The organism is Actinophytocola sp. (assembly GCF_036402745.1).
GTDB lineage: Bacteria > Actinomycetota > Actinomycetes > Mycobacteriales > Pseudonocardiaceae > Actinophytocola.
Genome location: NZ_DASWSJ010000171.1, coordinates 1 through 12,542 on the forward strand (window position 1 = coordinate 1; position 12,542 = coordinate 12,542).

The window sequence follows — 12,542 nt, forward strand, 5'->3', positions numbered from 1 at the left end:
GAGTCCTTCCAGCGCGTGCTCTGCGTCGTCGCGCACCCTGACGACATGGAGTACGGCACGTCCGCGGCCGTCGCTCGCTGGACCGCGCGCGGCATCGAGGTCGGTTATCTCCTGCTCACCCGCGGCGAGGCCGGCATGCCGAACCCTCCCGAGGAGACGGCACGCCTGCGCGTCGCCGAGCAGCAGGCCGCCTGCGCCGTCGTCGGCGTCAAGCACCTGACCGTCCTCGAACATCCGGACGGCGTGCTCGTCTACGGCCTCGACCTGCGCCGGGACATCTGCCGGGAGATCCGCCGGTTCAAGCCCGACGTCGTACTCGGCACCGGTTACGAGATCGAGACGCCCTACGGCTTCGACCAGGCCGACCACCGCGCGGCCGGGCTCGCGACGCTCGACGCGGTGCGCGACGCGGGCAACCGGTGGGTCTTCCCGGAGCAGGTCGACGACGAGGACCTCGAACCGCACTCCGTGCGCTGGCTCATCATCCCCGGCCTCGCCGGCTCCGGCGCGACCCACGGCGTCGAGGTCACCGGTGAGCCGCTGCGCCGCGGCGTCGCCTCGCTCGAGGCGCACGCCGCGTACCTGGCCGCGCTCCCGGACCACCCCGCCCCCGAGGACATCATCCCGATGTTCACCGCGATGAGCGGCAAGGCCATGGGCGTCGAGCACGCCGTCCTGTTCCGCGCCCACGACCTGCAGGCACCACCGGAGTTCTCCACCGAAGCCGCGCAGGACTGACCCGGGTCACCCGGTGACGATGCCCGTCCGCCGCGAGCTCGCCCCCGTTGCGGAGCTCGCGGCCTTTCTCCCGTGGAAGCATCGGCAACATGGTCGAGCTTCGAGACGCGACGCAGGCCGACGCCCACGCCATCGCCAACGTGCTGGTGCGGTCCTGGCGCGCCGCCTACCGCGGTCTGCTCCCCGACGATGTTCTGGCCGGCCTGTCCATCCCCGACCGGGAACAGTTCTGGTCGGACGCCCTCACCGCCCGCCCGCCGCACACCCGCGCGGTCGTCGCAACGATCGCGGGCGCCATCGTCGGCTTCGCCGCGACCGGTCCGCCTCTCGTATCCGCCGACCGCGCCGACCCCTCTCTTGGCGACCTCTACGCGTTCTACCTCGCCCCCGACGTCTGGCGCCGCGGCATCGGCACCCAGCTCCACGCCGCCGCCCTCGACCGGCTCCGATCCTGCGGCTTCACCCACGGCGGCTTGTGGGTTCTCGACACCAACGAACGCGCCCTGCGCTTCTACTATCGCCACGGCTGGACCGATACCGGACGTTCCCAGCTCGACCGCGGACCCGGCGGCACCGAGCTGCACGAACGACGACTCCACCACGACCTGAGCGCCTGAACCGACAACCAGTGTGCCCTGGCCATGTGTTACAGCCTGGGTGGGAGCGCCCACCAGGTGTCCATGCGTGGGACCGTCTCGGCTTTCGGTCCGTCCTCAAGGATGCGGCTGGCACGGAACAGGAAGTTCGCGATGCCGGCCGCTCCCTGGTTCCAGCCGACGCCCGGCGGCAGCAGCGGATCGGGCGCGCGGTGCTCGACGAACCGCCAGTAGGCGTGCGGGCCGTCGAGGATCGCGTGCTCGACCAGGGTGTCGGCCAGGCGCAACGCGAACTCGAGGTCGTCCGCCTCGCCCGCGCGCTGCCAGGAGTCCAGGAACACCTCGCCCACGCCCGCGGTGCCGCAGCAGCGGCCGTCGTTGTCCCAGAAGCCGGGGTGCAGGCGCGCCGGCAGGCCCGACGTGCGGACGCTGTGCAGGCACCGGCGATGCCACCGGAGCGGCGCGGCGCCCGCGACGTCCTCGACGCCGGCGTGGTGCAGGGCAAGGAAGAGCAGCGAGGTGCCGGCCGGGCCGTGGCACCAGTTGTAGGTGACCGCGTCCTCGTCGGCGTCGTCGCCGGGGATGTACCGCGGGAGGACGAACCCGTCGTCCGTCGTGCCGAGCGTCACCAGATGTTCCGCGCCGCGCACGGCGGCGGAGGTCAGGTCCGGGCGGTCGAGCTCGGCGCCGGCAAGGGCGAGCGCCGCCGCGACACCCGCCAGGCCGTGCGAGAGGTTGGGCATCTGCCGGCCGGGATCGGTGCGGAAGCGTGTCGGCACGAAGCGCCAGTTGAGACCCGTCGGCACGGTCTCCGCCTCGGCCATGAGCACGCCCGCGGCCAGCTCACCCAGCTCGCGTGCGCTTGCCACCCCCGATCGCCGCGCCCACAACGCACCCAGCAGCACGCCCGCCGTGCCGAGGGTGACGTCGTTGATCCGCGTGTCCGGCAGAAACCGGGGCGGTCCAAGGGATGTCTGCGGCCAGCCGTCCGGGGTGCCGAGCGCGACGAGCCGGTCCACCGCGGCCCGCGTCCCGGCGACCTCCGCCAGCACGGTGAGCACGCCGACCGTGCTGACCAGCCCGTCGAAGAAGGTGCAGTCGGTCTCGCCGGGGACCCTGCCGCTCACCCGCCCGGCGATCGCCGCCGCCAGCCGCTCCTCCTCGACGGTCCACTCGCGAGCGAGCCGGATCTCGGCCAGCACATAGGCCAACCCGCCCACCCCGCTGTGCAGACCGTCGCGGTACGGCGGCACGTCCCCGGCCTCCGGCCCGGCCACCGACTCGGGAATCCACGGCCCGTCGTCCCACCGAACCTGGCCCAGCACCCACCGCCAGGCGGCTTCGGCGACATCGCGGTACGTCATCCGTTCCATGATGGCCCCGTCAGTGCCAGGGCTCGGCAGCCACCCGGGCGGCGGTGCCGCGGTCGGCCGCCTCCTCGATCGCCAGCGCGATGCGGTGGTCCTGGATGCCGTCGGCGAGCGGGTAGGGCTCGGGCCCGCTGCCGCGGACCCACCCCGCGGTGTCCTCGAGGAGGGTGGCGATGGCGATCTCCTCGTCGTTCCACCGCTGTCCCTGGTAGGGGTTGCGGTAGAGGACGTCGGAGCCGAACGTGATGTGGTCGGTGTCGAAGCCGTCGAGGTCCAGGTCGTACCCGGTCTGCCGGCGCACGATCGGGGTCCGGACGATCGTGCGGTCGCCCGCCAGCCGGACCACGTCCTGGTCACGCAGCTCACCGGTCGTGCCGCGAACCAGCAGGCGGCGCATCAGCAGCTGGTTGTGCCACTGGTTGTCGGTGAAGTCGTAGACCCCGAACCCGCCGTCCGGAAACTCGATGGTGGCGATGGTCGTGGTGGCCTGCTTGACCTCGACCGGGTCGGCCCACCCCGCGCGGGAGAGCGGGTCGGCCAACGGGGCCGTCGTCCGCACGGCCCGCACCTCGGCGGGCCCCCGCCCGACACCCAACAGCGTCCGGATGAGCGAGACCGCGTGGTACTGATGGGTGGAGGAGACGTCCACCCTCGTCGGATCCCCGATGGCCCCCGCCCGAACGAGCGCGACGCGCGCCGCGTGCGCGGGCATCCGCGGGTACTGCTCAGCGACCTGGACCAGCCGGCTGTCCCCGACCGTGCGCCACAACGCGCGAAGCCCGTCGAGGTCCGGCGCCGGCGGCGTCTCGGCAAGCACCGGAACCCCCCGCTCCACCAACTCCACCACGAGCGAGGGTGTCAGACCCCAAGGCACCGCGGTGACAACGAAATCCGGCTTGGCAGCGGCAAGACACTCCCCCAGTGACGGATAGACCGGCACCCCCAGATCCCTCGGCCGCCGCGACACCACACCGACACAGGCAAGCCCGTCCAACGCGGCGGCGAGGCGCCAGAAGAACTCGGCCCGCCACCCGGAACCCACGATCGCGAAACTGGTCATCCCGCCCATCCAACCCTCGCCCGGGTCTCAGACGCTGCGCAGCACAGAGACGACGATGCCCAGTACGACGGCCCGGTCGCCGTCGATGACGTCGTAGCCGGGGTTGCGCGGTTCGAGAAAGACGTGGCCGTTGCGGCGCCGGTACACCTTGACGGTGGCCTCACCGTCGATCATCGCGGCGACGATCTGACCCGAATGCGCCTCGTGCTCCTGTCGCACCACGACGGTGTCCCCGTCACAGATCGCGGCGTCGACCATCGAGTCACCACGTACCCGCAGCCCGAAGACGGTGCCCCGGCCGGTGAGCTCACGCGGCAGCGTCAGGACGTCGTCGACATGCTCCTCGGCCGAGATGGGAATCCCCGCGGCGATGTCGCCGACCACCGGCACGGTCACCGAGTCGCCGGCCGGCTCCTGGGTCGGCGGCCGCAGGAACCCGCGCACGTCGATCTGCCGGGACACCGCGGTACCGCGCCGCAGGAACCCCCGCTCCTCCAGACTCGCCAGGTGCTTGGACACCGATGACGACGACCGCAGGCCAACGGCATCGCCGATCTGCCGGCTGCTCGGCGAGTACCCGTGCCTGACCACCCAGTCCCGGATCGCGACCAGGATCCGCTGCTGACGCGGCGGCAGGGCCGAGGTGTCCAGCTGGTCGAACACATCATGGTCGTCGTAGGTGGTCACCGGCCGAATGGTAGAGGTAGGGCCGCCACGTGCTCCCGCGGCGCGGCCGCTACCGGGCCGCGGCGACCACCTCGCCGTGGCGGGTCCCGGTCGTGGTCGGTACCCCGCGCCGGCCGGGGATGAAGGCCGCCACCGCCAGGGCGAGGAGGGCGGTGGTGCCGCCGAGCACCATGACCAGGCGGAAGCCGTCCTGGGACGGCACGGTGGCGGGGCCGAACGTGATGGTCAGGTGGGCCAGGACGACGCCGGCGACAGCGCTGGAGACCGAGGTGCCGATGGCCCTCATCAGCGTGTTGAGGCTGTTCGCGGCGGCGGTCTCCGACACCGGCACGGCCGCCATGATGAGCGCCGGCATGGCCCCGTACGCGAGGCCGATGCCCGCGCCGATCGTCGCCGAGACCAGCACCAGGTGCCACACGGCCGACATCAGCACCACGCCGAGGCCGTAGCCCGCGGCGACCACGACGGCGCCGAGCATCAGCGTCACCTTCGGCCCGCGGGTTCGCGAGATGCGTGCGGACAGCGGCGCGGTGGCCATCATGACCACGCCGGACGGGACGAGCACGAGACCCGTGGCCAGCATGGTCTGGCCCAGGCCGTAGCCGGTGGCGGTGGGCAGCTGCAGGATCTGGGGCAGCACAAGGGACATCGCGAACATGGCGAACGCGAACACGACGGACGTGAGGTTGGTCGCCAGCACCTGACGGCGTGCTGTGGTGCGCAGGTCCACCAGCGGCTGCCGGGTGCGCAGCTCGAACCAGCCCCACACCAGCAGCACGACCACCGCCACGCAGAACAGGCCCAGGGTGGCGCCACTGGTCCAGCCCCAGTCGGCGCCCTTGGAGATCGCCAGCAGCAGGCAGACCAGGGCGGCGGACAACCCCACCGCGCCGATGAGGTCGAAGCGCCCGCCGGTGCGCACGTTCGACTCCGGCACGCACGTCAGCACGAGGAGGGCGACGACCGTGCCGAGGCCGGCCGAGGCCCAGAACAGCATGTGCCAGTCCACCTGCTGGGCCAGGAACGCGGCGGCCGGCAGGCCGAGCGCGCCGCCGACCCCCAGCGAGGCGCTCATCATCGCGGTCGCCGAACCGAGCCGGTCGGCCGGCAGCTCGTCGCGCATGATGCTGATCCCCAGCGGGATGACGCCCGACGCGAGGCCCTGCAACGCCCGGCCGGCGACCATGGGCGCCAGCGTGTTGCTGAGCGCGGCGACGATCGAGCCGGCGACCAGCAGGGCCAGGCTGATCAGGAGCATGCGCCGCTTGCCGTACATGTCGCCCAGCCTGCCCACCACCGGCGTCGCGACGGCGGCGGCGAGCAGCGTCGCGGTGATCACCCACGACGCGTCGGCCGCCGAGGCGCTCAGGAGCGTGGGGAGCTCGGGGATCAGCGGGATCACCAGGGTCTGCATCAGGGAGACCACGATCCCGCCGAGCGCCAGCACCACCACGACGACATTCGGGCGGACGTTCGGGCGGACGTCCGGCCGCGGTGGCGCGACGGGCGTTGGGGACATGCGAGGCCTCCGGTCTGAGCACGTGACGGTGCACAAAGATTAAGTCAGCTGATTGACTTAGCTCAAGCACGTGGACACACTGTGAGTAAGGGAACATCACAGCGAAGGAGCGTCCGGTGACCCAAGGTGAGCCGTTGCGCTACCCGATCCCCACCGAGGCCACGCTCGAGCCGCCCGCGGAATGGGCCCGGTTGCGTGCACAGTGCCCGGTCGCCCGGGTGACGCTCCCGAGCGGCGACGAGGCCACGCTGGTCACGCGCTACGAGGACGTCCGCCGGGTCCTGTCCGACCCGCGGTTCACCCGGCCGACGCCGGCGGACGACGCGGCCCGGATCGCGGACGTCGAGTCGGGCGGGGTGTTCAACAGCGAGATGGCCTCGGTCCTCCCCCAGCACGGCGAGGGCCACCTGAAGTGGCGGCGGATGATCGGCGAGTGGTTCACCGCCCGGCGGATGAACGCGCTGCGACCCGGCATCGAGGCCATGGCCGAGCAACTCGTCGACGAGATGGTCAAGAACGGCGCGCCGGCCGACCTCAAGGCGAGCGTCGGCTTCCCGCTGCCGGTATGGGTCATCTGCGACATGCTCGGCGTCCCCGACGCCGACCGGGACCGGTTCGCCCACTGGTCGGACCTGATGCTCAGCATGACCCGCTGCACGCAGGCCGAGATGGACGCGGCACAGGCGGAGTTCGGCCGGTACATGGCCGGGCACATCGCCGCCAAGCGGGCGCGGCCGGGCGAGGATCTGCTCAGCGCGCTCATCTCGGACACCGACTCCGACGGCGAGCCGATGTCCGACCGGGTCCTGGTGTCCACCGGCATCGGCCTGCTGGTCGCAGGGCACGAGACCACCGCGAACATGATCGGCAAGATGATGGCGATGCTGCTCGCCGACCGGCGTCGTTGGGAGGAGCTGCTGGCCGACCGGTCGCTGGTGCGCACGGCGGTGGAGGAGGCGCTGCGGATGGACGCCAACGCGGGCTTCGGCATGGCGCGCTACCTGCACGAGGACGTCGAGATCGCCGGCACCGTGGTGCCCGGCGGCACCACCGCGGTGTGCAGCATGGCCGCGGCCAACCGCGACGAGAGCGTGTTCAGCCGCGCCGCCGAGATGGACCTGCACCGCAGCCCGAACCCGCACCTGGCCTTCGGCGCGGGCGCGCACTCCTGCCTCGGGCAGGTGCTCGCCCGCACCGAGCTGCAGGTGGTGCTGGAGGTGCTGCTGCGCAAGCTGGCGTCGTTGGAGCTCGCGGTGGCGGTGGCGGATCTGCGCCGCGTCGAGGGTCTCGTCGTCGGCGGGGTCCAGGAACTACCCGTGCGATGGTGATGACGATGATGAGCAGGACCGCCGGCAACGACGCCGGCAAGCCGGTGCGGGGCGAGCGGGCGCACGCGACCCGGGAGCTGATCCTGACGGCGGCGGAGCGGCTGTTCGCCGAGCACGGCGTGTTCGCCGTGTCCAACCGGCAGGTCAGCGAGGCCGCCGGGCAGGGCAACAACACGGCCGTCGGATACCACTTCGGCACCAAGATCGACCTGGTGCGGGCGATCGCCCGCAGGCACTCCGCGCCGATCGAGGAGCTCCGCCAGCGCATGGTGGCCGAGATCGGCGCCAGCACCGACGTCCGGGACTGGGTCGCCTGCCTGGTGCGCCCCGTCGCCGAGCATCTGGCCGCGATGGGCAGCCCCACCTGGTTCGCCCGGTTCGGCGCACAGGTGATGACCGACCCCGCGCTCCGCCCGATCATGGTCGAGGAGTCGCAGTCGTCACCGTCGGTGGTGCGCATCGTGGACGAGCTGAACCGGTGCCTCCCCGACCTGCCGGCCGACGTGCACGCCGAGCGCAGCGACATGGCGCGCCAGCTGCTGGTGCACATGGTCGCCGAGCGCGAACGCGCCCTCGCCGAGGGCACCCCCACCCCCAGGGCCAGCTGGCACGACGCCGCGACCGGGCTGATCGACGCGCTCGTCGGGCTCTGGCTGGCACCTGTCACCGCCCCCTCCCGACCCGGGGAGTAGCGGCCGGCCGACCGTGCTCAGCGCGGAGGGGCACCTGCCCTTCCGGTCGAGACGGTCTGGAGGCACGACCGCGAGGGGTTGCCGCGGGGCCCGACCGTCGCCTTCACTGCCAGTGGCAGGCCGGACGAGACCTCGAGGGAGTGCCATGACGCTCGCCCAGCTCGGCTCGTGGCTGATGCTCGCCTCCGGTGGACCGTTCGCCGGCGGCATCCTGGTCGTCGCCGTCGAGCGGACCAACCTCTGGCGGCGCATGCCGGTCGAGCAGTACGCCGTCGACTTCCGCCGGTCGCTGGCCCGGGTCGACCCGATGCTGCCGATCCTCGGGGCGCTGAGCTGCGCCGGAGCACTGCTGTTCGCCCTCAACACCGGCGGCCGCCCCGCGGCCCTGACCTGGGTCGCGGTCGCGCTGCTCGCGGTGATCATCGTCAGCTCGCTCATCGTCGCCGAGCCCATCAACGCGCGGTTCCGCCGGCTCCCCGAAGGCAGCGCACCGGAAGGCGCCGAGCGGCTCCGGATCGTCTGGCGCCGGTTCCACTACGGCCGCACCCTCCTCGGCATCGCCGCCTTCGCCTGCATCGTCGGCGCGGTCAGTCCCGTTCGCTGAGCACGAAGATCCGGAACTCGCGGTCGGCGAGCCGCCGCTCCAGCACGTAGGCCGGCCAGTTGCGCACGGCCAGCGCCCAGACGTCGGCCAGCTCCGGCCCGCCGACCCGGCGTGCGACCACCGGGACGGACCGGCCGCGCACGATGACCGTGGCATGCGGGTTCGCCGTCAGGTTCAACGTCCACGCCGGGTGGTTCGGCCGGCCCCACCCCGACCCGATCACCACGTACCGGTCTCCGTACGGCGTGTACAGCAGGTCGTTGGTGCGGAGCAGGCCGGACCTGCGGCCGGTGGTGACGAGCCGCAGCGACGGCAGCCCGGCCAAGCCGACCAGGCTCAGTCGGCCCCTGCTCACCTTGTGCAGTGTGCGGTCCAGCCCGATGATCACCGGCGCCAGCTTCATCAGCCAGGGGCGCCGGCCCAGCCCGCGGGCCAGCGCGGTCAGTGGGTTCAGGTGGTGGTTCTGCGTGCTCGCTCCCGCGGGGTTACCGGGATGAGCCGGCCGGGGACCTCTTGCCCGGACGGCGGCGCTTGTCGCGCGCGTAGATGATTCCTGGCTTGCCGTCGCCGGGGCTGCGGCGGTCCAGCTCGAACAGCGTGGTCGCCGTCATCAGGTCGCTGAGCTTGGCGTAGCCGTAGTTGCGCGGGTCGAAGTCCGGTTGCTGGTTGGTGATGATGTGGCCGACGGACGCGAGCGAGGCCCAGCCGTCTTCGTCGGAGGCCGCCTCGACGGCGTTGCGCAGCTGGTTGACCAGCGCGGCGTCGCGTTTGAGCTGCGCGGCCGAAACGGCCGGCCGCGACCTCGGCTCCGCGTCGGCCGCCGCGGCGGGGCTCTCCGGAAAGCGGAGGTTCTCGACGTAGATGAACTTGTCACAGGCCGCGACGAAGGGCTTGGGCGTCTTGCGTTCGCCGAACCCGTACACGGTGAGGCCGGACTCGCGCAGGCGCGCGGCCAGCCGGGTGAAGTCGCTGTCGCTGGAGACGATGCAGAACCCGTCGAAGCGCTCCGAGTACAGCAGGTCCATCGCGTCGATGACCATCGCCGCGTCGGTGGCGTTCTTGCCGGTGGTGTAGGCGAACTGCTGGATGGGCTGGATCGACTGGGCGAGCAGCTGGTCCTTCCAGCCCTTCAGGCTCGTGCCGGTCCAGTCGCCATAGGCGCGTTTGACGTGCGCGGTGCCGTACTTGGCGACCTCCGCCAGCAACCCGTCGGTGATCGACGGCTGCGCGTTGTCCGCGTCGATGAGCACCGCCAGCCTGGCGGCGTTGTCGCTGACCATACGGCGGCTCAGCCGATTTCCGGTGTGTAGGAGTCGGGGTCCACGTAGTAGAGGTTCTCCAGGACCGTGTCGCCTATCAGAACCATGGGATGGGTCTTGATGATCTCCACGAGAAGCCGTCCGTCGATCTCGGCGATGTCGTACAGGCAGAGCAGAACCTGGGGAAAGTGCGGCACGAAGTAGTTGAGCTCGGACTCGTACCTCAGCCATTCCGTCGAGTCGATCTTCTCGCTGATCCCCACGGTCATCTCGCCGGTCAGCCGAATTGTCCGATACGCACCCGAGGCGAGCGCCTCCGCGGTCCAGCTCTGCCAATATGCCAACATGCCGGGCCGCGAGAAGCCGGCCAGGCCCGTGTACGCGTCCCGGGCCACCCTCACCTCGAGCGTCTCGGGGTCGAGCTCGGAGGTATCGATGTCCAGCGCCTCGGTGATGGTCGCCGGGTCCGGTTCGTCGATGACGCACACGCACTTCGCGCCGTCCCCCAGTCCCGCCCGCACGAATGCGCCGACCATCGCGTTCCGTTCCGCTCTGCCGCGAAAGAGGCCGCAGATGTGCGTGCCCGTCGAGACCGACATCCCCGCCAGCCCGAGACCTACGTTCCCATGCATGCCGATCCCCTTCGGAGAGGCCGCGAATGCCCTTCATCGTGGCACGGATCGGGGGGATGCGCGGGGCACCGGACCCCTGCCAGCGTGCCGCCTCGCCGCTCGCCGACAACAAGATTTGTCTTGACAATGATTCTTGTCGGTGGGACGGTTGTGCCCGGTAACGCTCCCCGACCAGAAGGTGGCAACCATGTTGCTGACCAAGGCTTTCTCGACCAGGCGCGGCCTGGCGGCCGTCATCGTCGCTGCTGGCGTGGCGGGAGCAGTGATGCTCACGCCGCCCGCCGCGGGCGCTTCGGGCGGCGGTGCGGTCGTGTGGACCGACGCCGGACCGGTGCGCGGCACGGTCACCGAAGACAGCAGGACGTTCCAGGGCATTCCGTTCGCGGCGCCACCGGTGGGTGCGTTGCGCTGGCGTCCGCCACAGCCATCCCCGGCATGGACGCAGGTGCGGGACGCCACGAGACCGGGCGACCGCTGCGCGCAGGCGCAGAACATCGGCCCGGCCAGCGAGTCCGAGGACTGCCTCTACCTCAACGTGGCGACGCCGCGCCCCGGCGGCCGTAGCCGGCCGCGACCGGTGATCATGTGGATGCACGGCGGCGGCAACGCCTTCGGCGCCGGCAGCGACGTCGACGCGCGGCGGCTGGCCGTGGGCGGAGACGTCGTGGTGGTGACGGCGAACTACCGGCTCGGCGTGTTCGGGTTCCTCGGGCACCCGCTCCTGCGCGACTCGGGCGCCTTCGGCCTCGAAGACCAGCAGGCGGCACTGCGCTGGATGCGGCGCAACGCCCCGGCCTTCGGCGGCGACCCGGGCAACGTGACGCTGGCCGGGCACTCGGGCGGCGCCTTCGACACCTGCGCCCAGCTCACCTCGCCGTCGGCGCGGGGACTGTTCCACCGGGCCATCATGGAGAGCGGCTCCTGCTCGACCAGCTGGCCGCGCAACGGCGTGAACCCGGGGACCTCCGCCGGCTCACCCTGGCGGCCGCTGGCCGAGGCGGAGGCCGAGGGCACCGCGCTCGCCACCCGGCTCGGCTGCGCGAGCCCGGCGTCGCAAGTGGACTGTCTACGTGGGATTCACGTGTCCCAGCTACTGGCCGCGACCCAGAGCGACGACCTGCCCGCCGTCGCGTTCGGCAACCGGATCCTGCCCGAGCGGCCGGACCAGGCGCTGGCCGCCGGCCGGTTCAGCCGGATCCCGGTGATGTCGGGCACCACCCGCGACGAGCAGCGGCTCGCGACGGCGTTCCTCCCGCAGGCGTTCACCGAGGAGGGCTACCAGCAACTGCTGTCCGACGCCTTCGGCGACAGGGCACCGGAGGTCGCCGAGCGGTACCCGTCGAGCGCATCCGGCTCGTCCGCGGTGGCGTGGGCCGCGGTCGCCACTGACCGGGTGTGGTCGTGCACCCAGCTGACCGCCGACCGCCGGCTCGCGACGCGGACGCCCACCTACGCCTACGAGTTCGCCGACCGCGGGGCGCCGACCCAGTTCCCGTTCCCGCCCGGCCTGCCGCCCGGCGCGTACCACGCCTCGGAGCTGGCGTACCTGTTCGACCTGCCCGGGTTCGTGCCCGCCTTCACCCCGGCCCAGCAGGAGCTCGCGGACCAGCTGATCCGGTACTGGGGCCAGTTCGCGGCCACGGGCGACCCGAACGGTGTCGGCTCACCGACCTGGCCGCGGTTCCGGTCGGCCACCGCGCAGTCGTTGGCCCCCGACGCCATCCGGCAGACCAACTTCGCCGACGAGCACAACTGCGACTTCTGGGCGACGGCTAGCCCGCCTCCCCGGGATTAAAAGTGTGCGTTGCGTCCCAGCGGATAGTGCGGGTATCGAGGTGGATGGTGGTTAGGTGCCGTCACGGTCCCCTGAGGTTCCGGTGGTCGGCGCAGAATTTTCACACGATGATCTACGAGACACGCCTTAACCCGCCCCCGTCCGGCCGCGCACCCCGCGGGCGCGGCCGGACGGATTGGTCGGCTCAGGCGTAGTGGGTCGGCCGTCGCTGGTTCGTGTTGGAGTGGCGGGGGAAATTTCCTGGGTGGAAAGTGTCGAAGCA

Annotated in this window: 13 protein-coding genes; 6 read left to right on the forward strand and 7 right to left on the reverse strand. The window is 71.7% G+C overall.

Annotated elements, in window-relative coordinates; translation table 11 throughout:
• Both VGD70_RS16965 and VGD70_RS16970 read left to right on the forward strand, forming a co-directional pair.
• Positions 1–738 (forward strand): PIG-L deacetylase family protein (locus VGD70_RS16965; protein ID WP_331082434.1); only part of this gene is annotated, 738 nt, incomplete at its 5' end.
• Positions 739–827: 89 nt separating this feature from the next.
• Entirely contained in the window at positions 828–1,355 is a 528-nt protein-coding gene (locus tag VGD70_RS16970; protein ID WP_331082435.1) for a GNAT family N-acetyltransferase, read from the forward strand.
• 29 nt (positions 1,356–1,384) lie between these two features.
• On the opposite strand, the gene VGD70_RS16975 is transcribed toward VGD70_RS16970, so the two are convergent.
• The 4 genes from VGD70_RS16975 to VGD70_RS16990 are packed head-to-tail and all read right to left on the reverse strand — an operon-like array spanning position 1,385 to position 5,970.
• Positions 1,385–2,698: a lanthionine synthetase LanC family protein gene (locus VGD70_RS16975; RefSeq protein ID WP_331082436.1), complete on the reverse strand. Its 1,314-nt coding sequence runs from the start codon at positions 2,696–2,698 to the stop codon at positions 1,385–1,387.
• Positions 2,699–2,717: 19 nt separating this feature from the next.
• Positions 2,718–3,773, reverse strand: coding sequence for a Gfo/Idh/MocA family protein (locus VGD70_RS16980; RefSeq protein ID WP_331082437.1), 1,056 nt, complete (start codon positions 3,771–3,773; stop codon positions 2,718–2,720).
• Between the two features lie 18 nt (positions 3,774–3,791).
• The gene (gene lexA / locus VGD70_RS16985) at positions 3,792–4,451 is read right to left on the reverse strand and encodes a transcriptional repressor LexA (RefSeq protein ID WP_331082438.1); all 660 of its coding nucleotides are present in this window, start codon (positions 4,449–4,451) and stop codon (positions 3,792–3,794) included.
• Positions 4,452–4,500: 49 nt separating this feature from the next.
• Positions 4,501–5,970 carry an MFS transporter gene (locus VGD70_RS16990; RefSeq protein ID WP_331082439.1) on the reverse strand — a complete coding sequence of 490 codons (1,470 nt, stop codon included), beginning with the start codon at positions 5,968–5,970 and terminating at the stop codon, positions 4,501–4,503.
• A gap of 116 nt (positions 5,971–6,086) precedes the next feature.
• Between VGD70_RS16990 and VGD70_RS16995 the strand changes: the two genes are divergently transcribed.
• The 3 genes from VGD70_RS16995 (at position 6,087) to VGD70_RS17005 (ending at position 8,594) form a co-directional block, all read left to right on the forward strand.
• The gene (locus VGD70_RS16995) at positions 6,087–7,298 is read left to right on the forward strand and encodes a cytochrome P450 (protein ID WP_331082440.1); all 1,212 of its coding nucleotides are present in this window, start codon (positions 6,087–6,089) and stop codon (positions 7,296–7,298) included.
• 5 nt (positions 7,299–7,303) lie between these two features.
• A complete protein-coding gene (locus VGD70_RS17000; protein WP_331082441.1) occupies positions 7,304–7,990 on the forward strand; it encodes a TetR/AcrR family transcriptional regulator in 687 nt (228 codons plus the stop codon).
• Between the two features lie 145 nt (positions 7,991–8,135).
• Positions 8,136–8,594 (forward strand): DUF1772 domain-containing protein, encoded by a 459-nt coding sequence (locus tag VGD70_RS17005; RefSeq protein ID WP_331082442.1) that lies wholly within the window; start codon positions 8,136–8,138, stop codon positions 8,592–8,594.
• On the opposite strand, the gene VGD70_RS17010 is transcribed toward VGD70_RS17005, so the two are convergent.
• From VGD70_RS17010 to VGD70_RS17020, 3 genes are all read right to left on the reverse strand, one after another.
• The gene (locus VGD70_RS17010; protein WP_331082443.1) at positions 8,578–8,949 is read right to left on the reverse strand and encodes a nitroreductase/quinone reductase family protein; all 372 of its coding nucleotides are present in this window, start codon (positions 8,947–8,949) and stop codon (positions 8,578–8,580) included. The two genes, VGD70_RS17005 and VGD70_RS17010, sit on opposite strands and share 17 nt — an antisense overlap.
• A 130-nt stretch (positions 8,950–9,079) precedes the next feature.
• Positions 9,080–9,874 (reverse strand): NYN domain-containing protein, encoded by a 795-nt coding sequence (locus tag VGD70_RS17015; protein WP_331082444.1) that lies wholly within the window; start codon positions 9,872–9,874, stop codon positions 9,080–9,082.
• Between the two features lie 8 nt (positions 9,875–9,882).
• A complete protein-coding gene (locus VGD70_RS17020; protein ID WP_331082445.1) occupies positions 9,883–10,485 on the reverse strand; it encodes an MEDS domain-containing protein in 603 nt (200 codons plus the stop codon).
• 187 nt (positions 10,486–10,672) lie between these two features.
• Here VGD70_RS17020 and VGD70_RS17025 point away from each other — a divergent pair, with 187 nt between their 5' ends.
• Positions 10,673–12,280, forward strand: coding sequence for a carboxylesterase/lipase family protein (locus tag VGD70_RS17025; protein ID WP_331082446.1), 1,608 nt, complete (start codon positions 10,673–10,675; stop codon positions 12,278–12,280).
• Positions 12,281–12,542: the final 262 nt, after the last annotated feature.

What these genes read in the sequence shown, in the direction of transcription:
- VGD70_RS16970 (WP_331082435.1), top strand. Translation starts at nt 828, where the DNA reads ATGGTCGAGCTTCGAGACGCGACGCAGGCCGACGCCCACGCCATCGCC.
- VGD70_RS16975 (WP_331082436.1), bottom strand. Translation starts at nt 2,698, where the DNA reads ATGACGTACCGCGATGTCGCCGAAGCCGCCTGGCGGTGGGTGCTGGGC.
- VGD70_RS16980 (WP_331082437.1), bottom strand. Translation starts at nt 3,773, where the DNA reads ATGGGCGGGATGACCAGTTTCGCGATCGTGGGTTCCGGGTGGCGGGCC.
- VGD70_RS16990 (WP_331082439.1), bottom strand. Translation starts at nt 5,970, where the DNA reads ATGTCCCCAACGCCCGTCGCGCCACCGCGGCCGGACGTCCGCCCGAAC.
- VGD70_RS17000 (WP_331082441.1), top strand. Translation starts at nt 7,304, where the DNA reads ATGATGAGCAGGACCGCCGGCAACGACGCCGGCAAGCCGGTGCGGGGC.
- VGD70_RS17005 (WP_331082442.1), top strand. Translation starts at nt 8,136, where the DNA reads ATGACGCTCGCCCAGCTCGGCTCGTGGCTGATGCTCGCCTCCGGTGGA.
- VGD70_RS17015 (WP_331082444.1), bottom strand. Translation starts at nt 9,874, where the DNA reads ATGGTCAGCGACAACGCCGCCAGGCTGGCGGTGCTCATCGACGCGGAC.
- VGD70_RS17020 (WP_331082445.1), bottom strand. Translation starts at nt 10,485, where the DNA reads ATGCATGGGAACGTAGGTCTCGGGCTGGCGGGGATGTCGGTCTCGACG.
- VGD70_RS17025 (WP_331082446.1), top strand. Translation starts at nt 10,673, where the DNA reads ATGTTGCTGACCAAGGCTTTCTCGACCAGGCGCGGCCTGGCGGCCGTC.